This window comes from Sphingomonas sp. UYAg733 (genome assembly GCF_054057355.1).
Genome location: NZ_JBSRZE010000005.1, coordinates 147,257 through 164,515, shown reverse-complemented (window position 1 = coordinate 164,515; position 17,259 = coordinate 147,257). Strand labels below are relative to the sequence as shown.

General features: G+C 62.3%; 18 protein-coding genes. 9 read left to right on the top strand and 9 right to left on the bottom strand.

The genetic code is table 11. From position 1 onward, the window contains the following. The first annotated feature begins 43 nt into the window (after positions 1 to 43). The 3 genes from ACVWZA_RS11350 to ACVWZA_RS11340 all read left to right on the top strand — a co-directional run bounded on the left by ACVWZA_RS11350 (position 44) and on the right by ACVWZA_RS11340 (position 3,407). Positions 44 to 427, top strand: coding sequence for a hypothetical protein (locus tag ACVWZA_RS11350; protein ID WP_457311307.1), 384 nt, complete (start codon positions 44 to 46; stop codon positions 425 to 427). Positions 428 to 522: 95 nt separating this feature from the next. After that, complete coding sequence (locus ACVWZA_RS11345; protein ID WP_457311306.1) at positions 523 to 792, top strand: DUF3297 family protein; 270 nt, start codon at positions 523 to 525, stop codon at positions 790 to 792. Between the two features lie 263 nt (positions 793 to 1,055). Next, complete coding sequence (locus ACVWZA_RS11340; protein WP_457311305.1) at positions 1,056 to 3,407, top strand: TonB-dependent receptor; 2,352 nt, start codon at positions 1,056 to 1,058, stop codon at positions 3,405 to 3,407. A 148-nt stretch (positions 3,408 to 3,555) separates the two neighbouring features. On the opposite strand, the gene ACVWZA_RS11335 is transcribed toward ACVWZA_RS11340, so the two are convergent. From ACVWZA_RS11335 to ACVWZA_RS11325, 3 genes are read right to left on the bottom strand one after another with little or no spacing between them, the layout of a single operon-like run. Beyond that, positions 3,556 to 4,308 carry an isocitrate lyase/PEP mutase family protein gene (locus ACVWZA_RS11335; RefSeq protein WP_457311304.1) on the bottom strand — a complete coding sequence of 251 codons (753 nt, stop codon included), beginning with the start codon at positions 4,306 to 4,308 and terminating at the stop codon, positions 3,556 to 3,558. Between the two features lie 32 nt (positions 4,309 to 4,340). Then, positions 4,341 to 5,141 (bottom strand): LytR/AlgR family response regulator transcription factor, encoded by an 801-nt coding sequence (locus ACVWZA_RS11330; RefSeq protein ID WP_457311303.1) that lies wholly within the window; start codon positions 5,139 to 5,141, stop codon positions 4,341 to 4,343. Further along, on the bottom strand, positions 5,138 to 6,268 hold the full coding sequence (locus ACVWZA_RS11325) for a sensor histidine kinase (RefSeq protein WP_457311302.1): 1,131 nt from the start codon (positions 6,266 to 6,268) through the stop codon (positions 5,138 to 5,140). The genes ACVWZA_RS11330 and ACVWZA_RS11325 overlap by 4 nt, the downstream gene beginning before the upstream one ends. Before the next feature lie 70 nt (positions 6,269 to 6,338). On the opposite strand from ACVWZA_RS11325, the gene ACVWZA_RS11320 reads away from it, so the two are divergent. Beyond that, positions 6,339 to 6,929 (top strand): HD domain-containing protein, encoded by a 591-nt coding sequence (locus tag ACVWZA_RS11320; protein WP_457311301.1) that lies wholly within the window; start codon positions 6,339 to 6,341, stop codon positions 6,927 to 6,929. Between the two features lie 83 nt (positions 6,930 to 7,012). Here the strand turns inward: ACVWZA_RS11320 and ACVWZA_RS11315 are convergent, their stop codons facing one another. Both ACVWZA_RS11315 and ACVWZA_RS11310 read right to left on the bottom strand, forming a co-directional pair. Further along, complete coding sequence (locus ACVWZA_RS11315; RefSeq protein ID WP_457311300.1) at positions 7,013 to 7,732, bottom strand: esterase/lipase family protein; 720 nt, start codon at positions 7,730 to 7,732, stop codon at positions 7,013 to 7,015. After that, complete coding sequence (locus ACVWZA_RS11310; protein WP_457311299.1) at positions 7,729 to 8,403, bottom strand: TIGR02117 family protein; 675 nt, start codon at positions 8,401 to 8,403, stop codon at positions 7,729 to 7,731. Before ACVWZA_RS11310 ends, ACVWZA_RS11315 begins: the two co-directional genes overlap by 4 nt. Before the next feature lie 45 nt (positions 8,404 to 8,448). On the opposite strand from ACVWZA_RS11310, the gene phhA reads away from it, so the two are divergent. After that, positions 8,449 to 9,321, top strand: coding sequence for a phenylalanine 4-monooxygenase (gene phhA, locus ACVWZA_RS11305; protein WP_457311298.1), 873 nt, complete (start codon positions 8,449 to 8,451; stop codon positions 9,319 to 9,321). After that, a complete protein-coding gene (locus tag ACVWZA_RS11300; RefSeq protein WP_457311297.1) occupies positions 9,318 to 9,764 on the top strand; it encodes a RidA family protein in 447 nt (148 codons plus the stop codon). The genes phhA and ACVWZA_RS11300 overlap by 4 nt, the downstream gene beginning before the upstream one ends. A 33-nt stretch (positions 9,765 to 9,797) precedes the next feature. On the opposite strand, the gene ACVWZA_RS11295 is transcribed toward ACVWZA_RS11300, so the two are convergent. From ACVWZA_RS11295 to ACVWZA_RS11280, 4 genes are all read right to left on the bottom strand, one after another. Continuing rightward, on the bottom strand, positions 9,798 to 10,772 hold the full coding sequence (locus tag ACVWZA_RS11295; protein ID WP_457311296.1) for a 50S ribosomal protein L11 methyltransferase: 975 nt from the start codon (positions 10,770 to 10,772) through the stop codon (positions 9,798 to 9,800). Continuing rightward, positions 10,762 to 11,463, bottom strand: a complete 702-nt coding sequence (locus ACVWZA_RS11290) for an SDR family NAD(P)-dependent oxidoreductase (protein WP_457311295.1) — start codon at positions 11,461 to 11,463, stop codon at positions 10,762 to 10,764. Before ACVWZA_RS11290 ends, ACVWZA_RS11295 begins: the two co-directional genes overlap by 11 nt. Before the next feature lie 88 nt (positions 11,464 to 11,551). Further along, positions 11,552 to 12,922 (bottom strand): methyl-accepting chemotaxis protein, encoded by a 1,371-nt coding sequence (locus ACVWZA_RS11285; RefSeq protein ID WP_457311294.1) that lies wholly within the window; start codon positions 12,920 to 12,922, stop codon positions 11,552 to 11,554. A 20-nt stretch (positions 12,923 to 12,942) separates the two neighbouring features. Then, positions 12,943 to 14,286, bottom strand: a complete 1,344-nt coding sequence (locus ACVWZA_RS11280) for a methyl-accepting chemotaxis protein (RefSeq protein WP_457311408.1) — start codon at positions 14,284 to 14,286, stop codon at positions 12,943 to 12,945. Between the two features lie 234 nt (positions 14,287 to 14,520). Between ACVWZA_RS11280 and sdhC the strand changes: the two genes are divergently transcribed. Genes sdhC through sdhA form a run of 3 tightly spaced genes read left to right on the top strand, consistent with a single transcriptional unit; the run spans position 14,521 to position 17,133 of the window. Next, positions 14,521 to 14,931 carry a succinate dehydrogenase, cytochrome b556 subunit gene (sdhC, locus tag ACVWZA_RS11275; protein WP_457311293.1) on the top strand — a complete coding sequence of 137 codons (411 nt, stop codon included), beginning with the start codon at positions 14,521 to 14,523 and terminating at the stop codon, positions 14,929 to 14,931. Position 14,932: 1 nt separating this feature from the next. Then, entirely contained in the window at positions 14,933 to 15,319 is a 387-nt protein-coding gene (sdhD, locus tag ACVWZA_RS11270) for a succinate dehydrogenase, hydrophobic membrane anchor protein (protein ID WP_457311292.1), read from the top strand. Beyond that, positions 15,319 to 17,133 (top strand): succinate dehydrogenase flavoprotein subunit, encoded by a 1,815-nt coding sequence (gene sdhA / locus ACVWZA_RS11265; RefSeq protein ID WP_457311291.1) that lies wholly within the window; start codon positions 15,319 to 15,321, stop codon positions 17,131 to 17,133. Before sdhD ends, sdhA begins: the two co-directional genes overlap by 1 nt. Positions 17,134 to 17,259: the final 126 nt, after the last annotated feature.

Sequence of the window (17,259 nt, the reverse complement as noted above, 5' to 3'; positions counted from 1 at the left end):
TTTTGGCACCGGCGAATAGCTTGGTTGATCTGAGGAGGTCGAAATGATGAATATGATGAAGAAGGCCGTGCTCGGGGCGACGTTGGCCGCTACCGCGTTGACCGTTGCCGCGCCCGCCGATGCGCAGCGTTATCGTCGCCATTATTACCATGACAATAACGACGCTGGCGTGGCTGTTGTCGCTGGTATCGCCGGCCTGGCGATCGGCGCCGCAATCGCATCAGACAGCCGCCGCGACCGCGAACGATATTATGACGACCGCGGCTATGATTATAATTACGACGACGGTTATTACCGTCAGCGCGGTTATTATCCGAACGACGGTTATTACGCTTATCAGTACCGCGATAATTACGCCCGCTGCCATGTCGAACGGCGCTGGGATCCCTATTATCGTCAGCGCGTGCGGGTTCGGGTCTGCAACTGATCCGGCAGTTATGAGATCGACGGCGGTGCGGGTAACCCCGCGCCGCTTTCATATGGGCTGGCATCCGGATCGATTTTGCGTCAAAGCCCGCCGCCATGACCGACACTCCACCAGACCGCCTGTCCTCCAGCCCGCGCAGCCCATTCTTCGACGAAGAAAAGCTGGCGCGCGGTATCGGCATCCGCTTCAAGGAGCGAGAGCGCCATGACGTCGAGGAATATTGCATCTCCGAAGGCTGGATTCGCGTCGCGCTTGGCAAGAAGGTCGACCGCAAGGGCAATCCGCTGACGCTGAAATATAGCGGTCCGGTCGAGGCGTGGTTCGAGCGCCCCGCCGAAGGGACTGAGGACTCGCCGGAAGCTTAAATCCGCCCGGGCAGCTGGTCCAAGCGCGGCAATTTTCATCATTACCTGAACTGGCCGCTGGCTCCGCCATCGGTCGCGGTTGATGCAAAATAGCCACGCCGCAGCGAAATCGCTGCAGCCAAGTTGCCACTCATTGCCGGCGCTTTTAAGCTCTCTCCATTCCAATGTCGCGCTGCGGAGACAGCGCGCATTCAGGAGAGGGAATAACCATGACTAACCGACCGGAAAATAAGCTGAAGACGCGGCTAGCTATTGGCGCCGCAATGATCGTTGTATTTGCAGCACCGGCTTATGCACAGGAAGCCCCCCAGGATAATAGCGACGATATCATCGTCACGGCAACCAAGCGCTCGATGTCGATCCAGGACGTGCCTTTCTCGATCAATGCGCAGACGGCCGAGGATATCGAGCGCGCTCATGCGAATTCGCTGGAGGATGTGTCGCGCAATGTCGCGGGTCTTGCGGTGCAGAATCTCGGGCCGGGCCAGAGCCAGGTGGCGATCCGCGGCGTTTCCGCCGGCCAGGTCGCGCGCGATCAGCCGGGCGTGAAGGAGCAGGTCGGCGTCTATCTCGATGAATCGGTGATTTCGCTCTCGCTGTTCACCCCGGACCTCGATCTGTTCGATCTCAATCGCATCGAAACACTGCGCGGGCCGCAGGGTACCCTGTTCGGATCTGGCTCGGTCGGTGGCACTTTGCGCTATATCACCAATCAGCCGCGAACGGACCGGGTCGAGGGCAAGGTGGAAGCCAATATCAACGTCGTTGGTGAAGGCGATGTCGGCGGTTCGCTCAAGGGCATGATCAATCTGCCCTTGTCGGATAAAGCCGCGTTGCGTGTGGTCGGCTATTATACCCGCTATAGCGGCTTCATCGATGCATTGCGACCGGGTGGCAAGGTCGATGAGAACGTCAATGATGGCTGGCGGGCCGGCGGACGCGCTTCGCTGCTGCTCGAGCCGATCGACGATCTCAAGATCACGCCGCGTGTGGTGTATCAGAAAATCCACGTCAACGGCTTCAATCGACAGGAAGTCTATAATCTCTTTGCCAACCCTTACACCACCACTGCCGGCGGACGGCCGCCGGTAACGCTGCAGGAACGCCAGCAATACCTGATGCTCGACGAAAAGTTCGAGGATAGGGTCCTGCTGGGCGACCTGACGATCGAGGCCACACGCGGGCCGGTCACCGTTACCTCGGTCACCAGCTATACCGACCGCAAGATACTGGTCAGCCGCGATGCCAGCGCGCTCACCAACAGCGTCTTTATCGATGTCGGTTTTGCGCCGGCAGGGCAGGCGCTGCCCTCCAATCTGGTCGACACCACCAAGGTGAAGCAATTCACTCAGGAGCTTCGCTTTGCTTCGAACGATAGCGGCCCGTTCCAGTGGCTCGTCGGTGGCTTCTATTCGTCCGTGGACCGCAAATATGCGCAACGCCTGCCCACGCCCGGCACCGACGCATTCGCCGATGCGCGGTTCGGTGCCGGCTTTTCTCTCTCGCAACGCAACGGATTTGCGGCGGATTCGCCCTATAACGCCGATATTCCCTATAAGCTGAAGCAGCTCTCGATTTTCGGCGAAGCGAGCTACGCGCTGACCGATGCGCTCAAGGCAACGCTTGGCGGCCGCTATTATACCTTCAATGAAGAACGGGTTTTCAAATCGGGCGGCTTCTTCACCAATCTCGACAATAATCGCGACAAGACCTCTTCCGAGGGCTTCTCGCCGCGCGCCCTGGTGAGTTTCGAGGCGTCCAAGAGCGTCACGTTCAACGCGCAGGTGTCGAAAGGCTTCCGGCTCGGTGGGGTGAACGACCCGCTCAATCTTCCGCTGTGCAGCGGCGGTGCGAGCGGCCCCGATGCCGCGACCTTCGGCAACCGGCCGCGCTATGACGATGAATCGCTGTGGAACTATGAAGGCGGGGTCAAGACGCGTTTTGGCGGGATCACCTTCAACGCGGCTGCTTTCTATACCGACATCAAGAATCTGCAGGTGACGGCGGACGCTGGAAGCTGTTCGTCGCGTGTCGTGTTCAACGTGCCCAAGGCGCATACCATGGGCGTTGAGGCCGAGTTTTCGATGAGGCCGGTCCAGGGGCTCGAATTGGCGCTTTCAGGGAGTCTACTCCGGTCTGAATTCGATTCCACGCTGGCCCGTCCCGATGGTTCGGTGATTGAGGGGATCAAGGACGGCAACCGCTTGCCGTCGGTGCCAAAGTTCCAGCTTTCGGCAAGCGCAAATTACAGCTTCCCGCTGGGCGCCGAAACCGAAGGCTATATCGGTGCGAGCTTCCAGCATGTGGGCAGTCGCTTTACGCAGCCCGGCGACCAGGAAAACAACCCGCGCAGCTTCGTGCATGGCCTGCCCTTTGGAGGTGCCCCGGCGAACGCAGCAACGGTGGTTGATCTGGAATTACCCGAATATCAGCTCGTCGGCCTGAGTGCGGGAGTCAATCTGCCGAACGATCTCGGCGTGTCGATCTATGTCAACAATTTGCTCGACGAAAATCCGCTGCTGTCGTTCGATCGTGAACGTGGCGGCCGCGCCCGGCTCGGCTTCGCCGTGGGCCAGCCCCGCACGATCGGGGTGACCGTTCGCAAGGGATTCTAGCGCGCGATCCGCTGGATTGGACCAGGTTTTCCGATGTGATCATCTCCACCGCCATCCCCGCTTTCGCGGGATAACGGTGGAGATGTAACTTTGTTCTGAAGGTAAAAAGGCACCGATAAAGCGCCGCGTCGATGTCCCTGGCGCGACGTTACCGCCAGGCGAACGCCACCTGCGCATCCGCCTCGATCGCTTTCATAGCCGACCGGTATGGTCCCGGGCCATAGCTGATCCGCGAGACGCCGGCATCGGCTAGCACCGAGGTCGAGGGCACGCCGGGAAACGCCATGATGTTGACTGGTAGCTCGACCGCATCGCACAGCCGCGCGATCAGCGCCGCATCGGTGAGGCCTGGCGCGAAGAAACCGCTAGCACCCGCCGCGGCATAGGCTGCGGCGCGCTTGATCGCGGCATCGACCATCACCTTGTCGTGTGTATCCTGGCTCGCCTGCAGGAAGATGTCGGTCCGGGCATTGATGAAGAAGTCCGCGCCGGCCCCTGTGCGCGCCGCAGCGATTCGCTTGATCTGGACGGGGATCGAGTGGAGCTTGTTCTTGCCGACGATCTGGTCTTCGAAATTGCACCCGGCGGCTCCGGTGGCGGCGAGCCGCGCGACATTGGCCGCGACATCGTCGGGTTTGACCGCATAACCGCCCTCGAAATCGATCGTCACCGGCAGCGACACCGCCCCGGCGATCCGCGTCGCGCTGGCCAGTACGAATTCGAGCGGCAGGGCCTCGCCGTCGTCGAACCCTTGCGCGGCGGCGACCGACCAGCTGCCAGTCGCGATCGCCTTTGCACCGGCCCCTGCCACCGCACGTGCGCTGCCGACGTCCCACGCGTTATATAGAATCAGCGGGTCGCCGGCGACGTGCAGCGCAGCAAAGGTCAGTGCTTTCGACATAAGGATGCGACCCCGGAGTTGTTTCTCGCGCCTTAGTGGACGAACCGCGCGACCACGTCGCGATAGCTTCGGCTCACCTTGACCTGCGCGCCCGACCCCAGCACCAGGAAACATTCGCCGTTGGTGTGCGGCTTCACTTCCTTGACCAGATCGAGATTGACGATGGTCGAGCGGTGTACCCGCTGAAAGCGGCGCGGGTCGAGCCGCTTTTCCAGATCCTTCATCGTTTCGCGCAGGATCAGCGTATTGTCGCCGGTATAGATGCACATATAGTCGCCGGCCGCGTCGATGCGTTCTATCGTATCGACATCGACGCGGAAGATCTGCCCGCGATCCTTGATGTTGATCAGCTTCTCGAACCGGTTCGACGATACCTGGTCGCCGCCGTCGCTCATATTCTCGACCGAATCGGGCGCGACCTCGGCGAGCACTTCCTTCAGCCGGTCGATCTCCTCGACGCCGCGCTTTTCGGTCAGGCGCTGGCGCACGCGATCGAGCGTATCGGCCAGCCGGCTCTCCTCGACCGGTTTCATCAGATAGTCGACCGCCTGCGCCTCGAACGCCTTCAGGGCGTGGTCGGAATAGGCGGTGACGAACACGAACAGCGGCGGTTCGACCTCCATCAGGCCCTGAACGACTGAAAAACCGTCGAACCCGGGCATCTGAATGTCGAGAAACACCAGATCGGGCTTGTGCGTCTTGATCGCGCGGATCGCCTCGCGGCCATTCTGGCATTTGTCGATGATCTCGACATCGTCATGCGCCTGCAGTCGAAGCTCCAAGCCCTGGATCGCCAGCGGCTCGTCGTCGACCAATATCGTTCTAATCGTCATGCAACCTCTCTAACCGGCTCAGCGAGCTGGAACGGAATCTCGATCTCGACCTCGAACCCGCCACTGGGCAAGGATCGGGTTTCGAAACGGTGGTCGGGGCCATAAGCTTGCGCCAACCTTTCCCTGATATTGGCAAGGCCGACCCCAGTTGAAAGGGATGGACGTGCTTTCATTTCATTCAAGCCCGGTCCGGTGTCGGATACGGCGATCTGCACCCGATCCCCGGCGAGCCGCGCAACCACGGCGATTTCGGCGCCTTCTTCCTTCGGCGTGACCGCATATTTGATCGCGTTTTCGACCAATGGCTGAAGCAGCAAAGAAGGCAGGCGGGCCATGGCGACGCGCGGGTCGACCTCGAAACTGGGCCGCAGCCGGTCCTCGAAGCGCATCTTTTCGATCTCGAGATAGAGTTTCAACGTCTCGACCTCCTGCGCGATCGTGACATGGGCGGTCGGTTCGTTGGCCAGCGTGTAGCGCAGGAAGGACGACAGCCGGCTGAGCATCGCATTGGCGCGTTCGGTCTGTTTCAGCAGCACCAGTGTCGAGATCGAATTGAGCGTGTTGAACAGGAAATGCGGATTCAACTGATAGCGGAGCATCGCCAACTGGGCCGATGATGCGGTGTTCTCCAGCGCCGCCAGCTGGTCGATCTGTTCCTCGACGATCAAGTAGAAATTGATTCCGAAATATAGCGCCGACCAGCCCGCCAGCACGGTGAAATTGAGGAATATGGTGCCCAATACCAGGTTCAGATTGAGTCCCGGATTGGCCAGTTTGATGAACGAAAAGGAAAAGGCGTCGAGCACCGAATAGAGGATCGTCGCGATCGCCAGCGTGATGATGGTCAGCAGAATCGCGCTGATCCGCGGCAGTCCGCGATAATAGCCGTACAGCGTCGAGAGCAGCAATGTGATGCAATAACCGACGATCGATTCGATGATCACCGGAATGATCACGTCAAGCGACGGCCCGTTCGAAATGCTCGAGACGCTGCGCAGGATGAGATAGCCGGTCCAGCCCGCGGCCTGCAGCGTCCAGAAGGCGCGGCTCTTCTCCTCGAAGAAGGGGCGCGAGAAGATATCGGGCTTGGTCAGCGCCGGGATCGCCGGAATGGGGAGGGCAGGCATCGGCCACTCCTTACAGTGACTGGGATGGCAGCGCAAAGTACGGTATGGGACGCCGAGCAGGAGAGACGCAATGACCGCAACCGCCGACCGTGCCCAGTTCACCGCCATGACCGAAGGTACCCAGCAGGACTGGACCCTGATCGGCAGCCATTTCCGTGAATTCTCAAAGGCGTTACCGGCGCGTGTCCTCACTCACCTGAAATTGCTCGACGGCGATTATGGGGGTTTCCCGGTCGATCGTCTGGAGCATTCGCTGCAGACCGCGACCCGCGCGCATCGCGATGGCCGTGATGAGGCCTATGTCGTGATGGCGTTGCTCCACGACATCGGCGACACGCTCGGTTCGTTCAACCATCCCGAGATCGGTGCGGCGATGCTCCGTCCGTTCGTGTCGGAGGAAGTGCATTGGATCGCCAACACCCACGGCGTGTTCCAGGGCTATTATTTCTTCCATTACATCGGTGGCGACCGCGACATGCGCGAACAATATCGCGGCCATCCGCATTTCGAAGCCTGTGCCGAATTCTGCGAGAAATACGACCAGGCCGCATTCGACCCGAACTATGACAGCGCGCCGCTCGACTTCTTCGAACCGATGGTCGGCCGGGTGATGTCACGCCCGATCAACAGCATCTATGCCAAGGTGAGCGAGGCGGCGTAGCGTCTGTTTGAAAACTTGCGGAAGAGCGAGTTTTGAAGCCGCCACCGCCGAAATGCGCTTTCAGCGCATTTTCAAACAGACTCCTAAGCGGTTTCGCCCAGGATATCCGCGATCAACCGCAGCACCTCCGGTCGCAACTGCACGCCCATATGGCTCGCGCGGATTTCGACATTGCGGCATTGCGGGTCGTCATCCACGTGGCAGATCATGCCGTTGACCAGTCCGTCGCTGCGGCTCCAGATGGCGGTCGACGGAACGGGCAGGGGGCGCACCACTTCGGCCGCCTTTTGCGTCACGCGCTCGCTATCGACCTTGTCGCCGCTCAGCAGTTCGAACGCGCGCCAGACATTGGTGGCGCGTGGCGATCCGGCAAATGGCGAACTGACCGTGATCACCTCACGCACCATATCGGGCAGGCGATGTGCCGCGAATCGCGCCATGATCCCGCCGAGACTGACGCCGATCAACGTCACCGGCACGCCCGTATCGGCATGGAGTGCGCGGATGCGGTCGAGCAGCTTTTCACCATCGTTGCCGACCGCGCGTCGGCCGATATTACGGCCAAGCCCCCAACCTTCCGCCCGATAACCGAGCCGCTCGAGATAGCGCCGCATGACGAAGTTCGAGCGGTCCGAATTGACCAAGCCAGGCAAGAGCAGCACTGGCCGGCCATCACCCCTCGGCGCCGCATCGAGCATCTTGCGCGCGCCGAGCAGCGACACGACGGCCCACGCCGCGCGCGGCAATTCCGCCGCCCAGAGCAGCTTGGATGGTGGGGCATGGCCGTTCCCCTGCGCGCTCACCTTGCGAACCAGCCAAGCACGTTGACCGGAAACGGCGTCCAGCCGCCGACCCGCACACCGGCATGGCGCAGCGCATCGCCGGTCCAGGCATTGCAGGTCGCGATCGCGCTGTATTTGCCCCGCGCATCGTAAAACGCGTCGTAACTGGCATAACCGAACTGGTGCTTGGTGCGGCCATTCTCGACCCGGAAGCTCGCCCGCACAAACGCGGCGAGCCTGCGATACTCCTCCGGACGCAGCACGATTTCGCGGACATCCGGACCAGGGCGAGGCATGGCGACATGCTCGACATGGATCAAGGTCCGGTCGCTGCCGATCGCCGCACCGAGGATCGTCGGGACCTTCACATCGGCCCAGGTTCTCGTTTCGAGATAAAAGGCCCGCTCGCCCCAGCCGATCGCGATATAGGGATGTGCGGCGAAGCGTGGGTCGGCGATATCGCTGGCTTCGGCCAGATCGCTCCAGTCCACCCCCTCGGCGACCACCGGCATGACCAGTCCGGTATGGATGCCATTGCTCTCGACGAAGATCCGCACGCCCGTCTCCGGCGCGCGCCAGCCGTTATTGGTCGGCAGTGCCCCGCCGACCATCCCGGCCGCACCATAGCTTGTGGAGAATGTCGCGAATCCCAGCACCGCCAGGCTGATGATCTTGTTCCAGCGCCCTGACATCGCACTCCATTTCCTGCCGCGTTCGCGCTGTGATATGCCATTTGCATGACAGAGGATATGCATGTGCTCGACGCCCCGCCAGAGGGCGCCGCGGGTGACTGGACGATAGCGCAGGATTGGTCGCACTATTCAGCCGAAGAGCATGCGACCTGGGATATTCTGTTCGAACGGCAGGCCAGACTCTTGCCGGGGCGGGCGTCGAATGCCTATCTGCGCGGGCTCGACGTGCTCAAATTGTCCAAACCCGGCATTCCCGATTTCGAGGAACTGTCCGAACAGCTGATGAAGCTGACCGGGTGGCAAGTGGTTGCCGTGCCTGGGCTGGTGCCGGACGAGGTATTCTTCGACCATATGGCCAATCGACGCTTTGTCGCGGGCAACTTCATTCGCCGGCCCGATCAGCTCGACTATCTGCAGGAACCCGATGTGTTTCACGACGTGTTCGGTCATGTGCCGATGCTCGCCGATTCGGTGTTCGCCGATTATCTCGAGGCCTATGGTCGTGGCGGGCAGCGCGCGCTCGGGCTCGATGCGCTGAAATATCTCGGGCGGCTCTATTGGTACACGGTCGAGTTCGGCTTGATCGCCGAGCCCGAGGGCCTGCGCATCTATGGTTCGGGCATCGTGTCGAGCTTTGCCGAAAGCCGCTTCGCGCTGGACGATCCGAGCCCCAACCGGATCGGCTTCGATCTCGCGCGGGTGATGCGCACCGAGTACCGGATCGACGATTTTCAGCAGAATTACTTCGTCATCCCGAGTTTCGACGAACTGCTTCGCTTGACCGTGGAAACCGATTTCGCGCCGCTCTACGAGGCGTTGAAGGCGCTGCCCGACGTTCCCGTCGCCGAAATCCTGCCGCAGGACGAGGTGATGACGCGCGGAACGCAGGCCTATATCAGTGGAAAGGCCTGCGCATGAAGACGATCGCTATTCTGGCTTGTTCGCTGATCCTGCCGACCGCCGCACCCGCGCAGGAAATCTCTAACCCGTCGACCGTCGCACCGCCGATTGGACGCTATTCGCATCTCGCAGTGGTGCCGGCGGGATCCGATATGCTCTACGTGGCCGGACAAGTCGGCAATGCGCCCGACGGCAGCATCGCCGCCGATGCGGAGGCGCAATATGAGCGCGCGCTGCGCAACGTCGTGGCGATCCTCGCGAGTCAGGGGGCGACCCCGCACAATATCGTCAAGCTGACCGCCTATCTGGTCAAGCCGCTCGACTATGAACGCTCATCGGCGATCCGCAAGGCGGTTCTCGGCGATGCGGTGCCACCCTCGACGCTGGTTTATGTCGTGCGTCTTGCCCGGCCGGAATTGCTGGTCGAGGTCGACGCCATCGCGGTCAAACCCAAGAATTAGAGCTCCTCCTCCCCGTGCCGGGGACGAGCAAAATCACCAATTCCCAAAGCCGGGCGTTTCGCCCGCGCCGCCCGGGCCGAGCCGCGTCACGCGATCGCGGCCATGGCGCACCCGCTTGCGCAGGCGGAGCGCCGGCCAGTCGCCGGTGTCGATCCGCCCTGCCAGGCGTAGCCCCTGCCGGCGATAGGCGCGGATCACCGCATCGGCCTGGCTCTTGAGCAGGCCCGCCAGCACCAGCGTTCCATTTTCGGCGAGCGCCATGCAGATATTTGGCGCGAGCGCGATCAGCGGGCCGGCCAGGATGTTGGCGACGATCAGGTCATAGGGCGCGCGGCCGATCAGCAAGGGATGTTCGAGTCCTGGCGCGGTGGCGAGCGCGAGCAGGCGAGGACCGTCTCCAAGCTTTATTCCATTCAGCTCGGCATTTTCCGCCGTCACATCGATCGACGCCGCGTCGATATCCGACGCGGTGGCATAGGCGCCGGGCCATAAATGCATCGCCGCGAAAGCGAGCAAACCAGTGCCGGTGCCGATATCGACCAGGTTGCGCGCGCGTTCGCCGCGCGCGCGCATCGCATCGAGTGTCAGCAGGCAACCAGTGGTCGTCTCGTGCTGACCAGTGCCGAAGGCGCGGCTCGCTTCGATGCGGAAAGCACGTGCGCCGGACGGAATGGCGCCCTTGTTGGCATCGGTATGGACGTAGAAGCGACCGGCATGGACCGGCTCGATTCCCGACTGGCTGAGCGTAACCCAATCCGCATCGGGCACGCGCTCGGCAGTCGCCTTAATCTTGGCCGAACTCGGCGCCAGCGCACGCACCGCAGCAAGCCCCGCCTTGTCCGGCTTGCCTTCGAAATAGGCATCGAGGCGCCAGCGAAGCGGATCGTCGGCAACCTCTTCGCTGGTCATCAGCACCGGTGCCGGATCGATGCCAAGATCGTCGGCCGCGTCGATCGCCTCGGCCTCGGCACGGGTGCAAGGGAGGGTGAGCTTCCAGCTATCGGACATAACTTGCCCCGTTCACGTCGATCACCGACCCCGTCATCGATGCCGGCGCTTCCAGCGCAAGGAATTTCGCTGCGGTGGCGATTTCGTCGGGCTCGGCGACGCGGCCGAGCGGAATGTCGGCGAGTAATTTGTCGCCGCCGCGGCTCGACAGATAATCGCTGGCCATGCCGGTCATGGTGAAGCCGGGGCAGATCGCGAAGGCCAGAATGCCTTGAGCAGCATAGCCACGCGCGATCGATTTGGTCATCGCGACCATGCCGGCCTTGGACGCGGCATAATGCCAATGTTCGGGTGAATCGCCGCGATAGGCGGCGCGGCTCGCGATATTGACGATCCGGCCGCCACTTGCGCGATCCTGCCAGTGGAGAACGGCGAGGCGGCACAGTTCGGCGGATGCGGTCAGGTTGATGCGCATCGTACGCTCCCAATCAGCGACCCAGTCGGCTTGCGCCCGGTCGATCGGGTTCGCTTCGAAGATACCGGCATTGTTGATCAGCACGTCGATCCGGCCATCGAGCTGTTCGAGCGCGGTATTCCACAAGGTTTGCGGGCCTGCTGGATCGGCGAAATCGGCCGGAATGCCGCTTTTGGTGCCGTGGCCGATCAGGCGGACGTCGCCGCAGTCGAGTGCGCCGGCGATCGCCGCGCCGATGCCCCGGCTGCTGCCGGTGAGGAGGATATTGGTGGTCATTCGCGCGGCATAGCTGTGCTGGCCAAAGTCGTCACCCCGTGGACGCTATCTGCGCATATTATCACCTTCCCCCGGGAGAGCGGTGGAGTCAGGTCGCCACGCTGGCCAAGAAGCTGTCGGCCGCACCGCGCAGCGTCATCAGCCGTTCGTTGACCTCTTCGAAATCGCGCTCGAGCGTGTCGATCTCGCTCGCAACATTCTCGGTGTCCTCGCGGATCATCGCGATAGTGTTCGACATAGAGTCCGCGGCGAGTGCGGTTTCGTCGACCGCTGCGGTGATCGCGGTGACGGTCTGTGCCTGTGCCTCCATCGCAAAGCGGATGCGGTTGGCGCTTTCCTGCACCTCGGCGACGGTCGCCTTGATCGATGCGTTGGTATCGACGGTCGAGCGTGTGGCCGACTGGATCGCGGCGATCTTGGCGGCGATGTCGTCCGTCGCACGTGCGGTTTGGCTGGCCAGCGATTTCACTTCCTGCGCGACGACCGCGAAGCCACGACCGGCATCGCCGGCGCGCGCCGCCTCGATCGTCGCATTGAGTGCGAGCAGGTTGGTCTGTCCGGCAATGTCGCGGATCAGCCCCAGGATCGATTCGATCGATTTGGCATGATCGGACAGCGTTTCCGACATGCCGACCGCGTCGCCGGCCTGGCCGGACGCGCGCGTCGCGATATCGGTCGCCGCCTCGACTTCGCGGCGCGCATCCTCGATCGCACGGATCAGGCCGGCGGCGGTGTGAGCCGCTTCGCGCATCGCGACTGCCGATTGCTCGGCGGCGGCGGCGACTTCGGATGTCTTGCCGATCATCCCGCGTGCTGAGGTCGAGGCGCCTTTCGCCTGGACGCGGATGCGCGTGCCGAGTGTCGCCGTACCCTCGATCGACTGGCCGATGCTTTCGCTGAACTGGGTCGATCGGGCTCGGCGTTCGTCGCGCGCGCGCTCCGCATCGCAACTACCCAGATAGGTGGTCATGACATCGGCCTCGACCAGCGCGAGGCGCTGGACGACGTCCGCTAGATGTTGCGCGCGTCCGGTGTCGCCGTTCAGCCGCCCGGCAATGATCTTCAGCGTCTGACTATGCGCAAAACTCAGTGACGAGAGCAAAGCGGGAAGCGGTACACTGGCTTCGTAGGATTCGCTGGCATGCCCGAAGGCGAGCGTCATCCACTGGTCGCCGAACGGGTCGGCATATTTGATCTTGGTATAGCGTGTGCTGCGCGCGATACGTTTCGCCAGCAATTCGCTGCTCATCAATGGCCTGATATGTGCCGTCGATGGTAGCGACATATAGTGATTCCAGAACGCGCGAGCGATCGTTTCCTCCGACCCTTCGACCAGAGTGGATATCTCGGCACTGGCCGCGGCGATCGCGCGGTCCCAGTCATAATCGCCGACGCGTTCGGCGGCGCTGCGCGCGCCGCCGCTCCAGCTGCCTAAAGCGCTGCTATTTGACTGTGCCAATCGATCGTCCTCTCAATTGCTCACGCAGCGACTTTGGCGAAGAACTCGCCTGCACTGTTCTTGAGTGTGCCCAGCCTTGCCTCGAGCGAATCGAAGCCCTTGCCGACGCGATCGATGTCCGATGCAACGGTTTCGGTGTCCTCGCGGATCGCGGCGATTGTGTTCGACATCGAATCCGCGGCGAGCGCGGTTTCGTCGACCGCTGCGGTGATCGCGGTGACGGTCTGTGCCTGCGCCTCCATCGCGAAACGGATGCGGTTGGCGCTTTCCTGCACCTCGGCGACGGTCGCTTTGATCGATGCGTTGGTATCGACGGTCGAGCGTGTGGCCGACTGGATCGCGGCGATCTTGGCGGCGATGTCGTCGGTCGCGCGCGCTGTCTGGTTGGCGAGGCTTTTCACTTCCTGCGCGACGACCGCGAAGCCACGACCGGCATCGCCGGCGCGCGCCGCCTCGATCGTCGCATTGAGTGCGAGCAGGTTGGTCTGTCCGGCAATGTCGCGGATCAGCCCCAGGATCGATTCGATCGATTTGGCATGATCGGACAGCGTTTCCGACATGCCGACCGCAGTGCTTGCTTGAGTCGAGGCGCGGGTGGCGATCTCGCGTGCCGCCTCGACTTCGGTGCGCGCATCTTCGATCGCGCGGATCAGGCCGGCGGCGGTGTGCGCCGCTTCGCGCATCGCGACCGCCGATTGCTCGGCGGCGGCGGCGACTTCGGACGTCTTGCCGAGCATGCCACGCGCGGAGTTGGAAGTGCTGAGCGATTGGCCGCGCAGTACGCCCGATTCCTGCGTCGCGCTTTCGACCATCTGCGCGATACCTTCGCGGAATTCTGTCGCGAGCCGGTCACGGCCGACCTGCGCGCTATGCTCGCGATAGGCGTTATAGATCGCGACGGTGATCTCACCCTCCAGCGCGGAGAGGCGCATCAGCGTGTCGATCAGGATCGACAGCTTTGGATCGGCATGATCGACTTTTTTTGTCATGATATTGAGCGCGGCGCGGTCGCTCGCGTTGATCATCGACAGCAGGGCGAGCGGCGATACGTCGTTGGTATAGGCGGCGGCGACCGATCGTTCGACCGATTCGACCCAGCTGCGGCCATTGGTGTCGAGGAAACGGTTCTTCAAAAAGGTGCAGCCAACCTCGATCATCTTGTCGGTTTCATGCGGTGCCCAGATGCGCTCATCGGCGAAGCAGCGCAACCATTGCTGCCAATAGGCCTCTGATACAGCACGGATATCGGGTTCGAGCACGGCCCAGGCCTCGCGGCTCGCGCCGGCCAGCGAGCCGTCAAAATCGAACACGCGCAGGCGCGCGGTCAGATCGATTTTCGCGGCGATCGTGCCGGGGGCAGGCAGGTCGTTGGCGTCCAAGAGCGAAAACTCCGTTTGTGCGACCCGGTATGGTCCCGTGGTTGTTGGCCAAGAGCTAACCGTATTTGGTTAAGGGGCGGTTAGGGTGCGGCTTGAAAATGGAAGCGGGCCGGCACCGCCAAAATGCGACCTCGGCGCATTTTCAAACAGCCGTTCTCGTCTTGCATCGCGGCACATGGCGACTAATAGGTCGGGCACCGCCTGACGAAGGACCAGCCCTTGGCCACCAAACCGCCCGCCGCCCGCCCATTAAGCCCCCATGTGTGGCATGTGCGCTGGCCGATCACGATGACCGTCTCGATCATCCATCGGATCACCGGCAGCGGTATGGCGACGGTCGGCACCGCCGCGTTCGTGTGGTGGCTTGCAGCTCTGGCCGGGGGCAAGGGCAGCTACGCGACCTTCATGCACGTCTTCACCGGCCTGTGGGGCGGCGCGATCGGTTATGTCGTCGGGATCGGGCTGACGCTGTCCTTCTTTCAGCATATGGCGACCGGCATCCGCCATTTCGTGCTCGATACCGGTGCTGGTTACGAGCTCAAGATCAACAAGATGGGGGCATGGCTGACCGTCGTGGCGTCGCTCACGCTGACCATCGTCTTCTGGCTCTATCTCCTGGGGGGCAAATAAGATGGGCAACGGCACCAATCTCGGTCGCGTACGCGGCCTGGGCAGCGCACAGGAAGGCGCGCATCACTGGTGGCACCAGCGGCTGACCGCCGGCGCCAATCTGTTCCTGACATTGTGGTTCATGGTCGCGATCGCGCAACTGCCGGCTTATGACTATGCCACGGTGCATGGCTGGATGTCGTCGGCCTGGGTCGCGATCCCGTTGATCCTGCTCGTCGCCTCGGTCTTCTACCATTTCCGGCTCGGCTTGCAGGTCGTGATCGAGGATTATCAGCATGATGAAGGTCGCATCGTGCTGATGATCGCGCTCAACTTCTTCACCGTTGGGACTGCCGCGGTCGCCATCTTCTCGATCCTCCGGATCGCCTTCACCGGGACGCCTTTATAATGCCCCCCATTTCTGGCTCAGCGTACAAGATCATCGACCATACCTATGATGCCGTGGTCGTCGGCGCGGGCGGTTCGGGCCTGCGCGCGACGATGGGTATCGCCGAGGCGGGCCTGAAGACCGCGTGCATCACCAAGGTATTCCCGACGCGCAGCCACACCGTCGCGGCGCAGGGTGGCATCGCCGCCAGCCTCGGCAATATGGGCCCGGATCACTGGACCTGGCACATGTTCGACACCGTCAAGGGCTCGGACTGGCTCGGCGACCAGGACGCGATCGAATATATGGTGCGTGAAGCGCCCGCCGCGGTCTACGAACTCGAACATGCCGGCGTGCCGTTCAGCCGTACCGACGAGGGCAAGATCTATCAGCGCCCGTTCGGCGGCATGATGCAGAATATGGGCGAAGGCCCGCCCGCGCAACGGACCTGCGCCGCCGCCGACCGCACCGGTCATGCCATGCTTCACGCGCTCTATCAGCAGAGCCTGAAGTACGACGCCGACTTCTACATCGAATATTTCGCGCTCGACCTGATCATGGAAAACGGCGTGTGCCGTGGCGTGATCGCCTTGTGCATGGATGACGGGTCGATCCACCGTTTCCGTGCCCATTCTGTCGTGCTGGCGACCGGCGGTTATGGCCGCACCTATTTCTCGGCGACCTCTGCGCATACCTGCACCGGCGATGGCGGCGGCATGGTGCTGCGCGCCGGGCTGCCGTTGCAGGATATGGAATTCGTTCAGTTCCACCCGACTGGCATTTATGGCGCGGGCGTGCTGATTACCGAGGGCGCACGCGGGGAGGGTGGTTACCTGACCAATAGCGAAGGCGAGCGCTTCATGGAACGCTATGCCCCGTCGGCAAAGGATCTCGCTTCGCGCGACGTCGTGTCACGCTCGATGGCGATGGAAATGCGGGAAGGTCGTGGCGTCGGCAAGGAGAAGGATCACATCTATCTCCATCTCGACCATATCGATCCCAAGGTGCTGCATGAACGGCTGCCCGGCATTACCGAAACCGGCAAGATCTTCGCCGGTGTCGACCTGACGCGCCAGCCGCTGCCGGTCACGCCGACCGTGCATTACAATATGGGCGGCATCCCGACCAATTATCACGGTGAGGTCGTCCAGTTGAGAGACGGCAATCCCGATACCGTCGTCCCTGGCCTGTTCGCGGTCGGCGAGGCGGCGTGCGTCTCGGTGCACGGCGCCAACCGGCTCGGCTCCAATTCGCTGATCGATCTCGTGGTGTTCGGCCGCGCGACCGGCCTGCGCCTCAAGGAAACCCTGAAGCCCGGCACCAGTCACGCGCCCTTGCCCAAGGGTTCGGAAGAGCTGGCGCTCGGCCGCCTCGATCATTTCCGTAACGCGACGGGTGGGTCGCCCACCGCCGAGATCCGGCTTGAGATGCAGCGCACGATGCAGAAGCATTGCGCGGTGTTCCGCGACAATGCGCTGCTCGGCGAGGGCGTCGACCTGATCGGCAAAACCTATCAGCGCATGACCGATATCGATGTGAAGGATCGCTCGCTGATCTGGAACACCGATCTGGTCGAGACGCTCGAGCTCGACAATCTCATCGCGCAGGCAGTGGTGACGATGGAGTCCGCCGCCAACCGGAAGGAAAGCCGTGGCGCCCACGTCAACGAGGATTTCCCCGAGCGCGACGACAAGAACTGGATGAAGCACAGCACCGCGACATTCGAGGGCTGGGGCGGCAAGGGCGGCACGACCACGCTCGGCCTGCGCCCAGTGCACGACTACACGCTCACCGACGATATCGAGTATATCAAGCCGAAGAAGCGGGTTTATTGAGGATCGCATGGCGGTCCTAACCATCCACCGCGAAGCGTCCTCCTGGGCTGATGGCGCGCGCAACTATCGCGTGAAGGTCGATGGTGAGGTGCCCTGCAACGAATATAAAGCTCTGGCGGAATGATC

Bases quoted from the DNA above. Each gene is read 5' to 3' on its own strand.
- ACVWZA_RS11340 (WP_457311305.1), top strand. From the start codon at position 1,056: ATGATCGTTGTATTTGCAGCACCGGCTTATGCACAGGAAGCCCCCCAG.
- ACVWZA_RS11330 (WP_457311303.1), bottom strand. From the start codon at position 5,141: ATGACGATTAGAACGATATTGGTCGACGACGAGCCGCTGGCGATCCAG.
- ACVWZA_RS11310 (WP_457311299.1), bottom strand. From the start codon at position 8,403: ATGTCAGGGCGCTGGAACAAGATCATCAGCCTGGCGGTGCTGGGATTC.
- sdhD (WP_457311292.1), top strand. From the start codon at position 14,933: ATGGGCAACGGCACCAATCTCGGTCGCGTACGCGGCCTGGGCAGCGCA.
- ACVWZA_RS11345 (WP_457311306.1), top strand. From the start codon at position 523: ATGACCGACACTCCACCAGACCGCCTGTCCTCCAGCCCGCGCAGCCCA.
- ACVWZA_RS11350 (WP_457311307.1), top strand. From the start codon at position 44: ATGATGAATATGATGAAGAAGGCCGTGCTCGGGGCGACGTTGGCCGCT.
- phhA (WP_457311298.1), top strand. From the start codon at position 8,449: ATGACAGAGGATATGCATGTGCTCGACGCCCCGCCAGAGGGCGCCGCG.
- ACVWZA_RS11325 (WP_457311302.1), bottom strand. From the start codon at position 6,268: ATGCCTGCCCTCCCCATTCCGGCGATCCCGGCGCTGACCAAGCCCGAT.
- ACVWZA_RS11295 (WP_457311296.1), bottom strand. From the start codon at position 10,772: ATGTCCGATAGCTGGAAGCTCACCCTCCCTTGCACCCGTGCCGAGGCC.
- ACVWZA_RS11335 (WP_457311304.1), bottom strand. From the start codon at position 4,308: ATGTCGAAAGCACTGACCTTTGCTGCGCTGCACGTCGCCGGCGACCCG.
- ACVWZA_RS11320 (WP_457311301.1), top strand. From the start codon at position 6,339: ATGACCGCAACCGCCGACCGTGCCCAGTTCACCGCCATGACCGAAGGT.
- ACVWZA_RS11300 (WP_457311297.1), top strand. From the start codon at position 9,318: ATGAAGACGATCGCTATTCTGGCTTGTTCGCTGATCCTGCCGACCGCC.
- ACVWZA_RS11290 (WP_457311295.1), bottom strand. From the start codon at position 11,463: ATGACCACCAATATCCTCCTCACCGGCAGCAGCCGGGGCATCGGCGCG.
- sdhA (WP_457311291.1), top strand. From the start codon at position 15,319: ATGCCCCCCATTTCTGGCTCAGCGTACAAGATCATCGACCATACCTAT.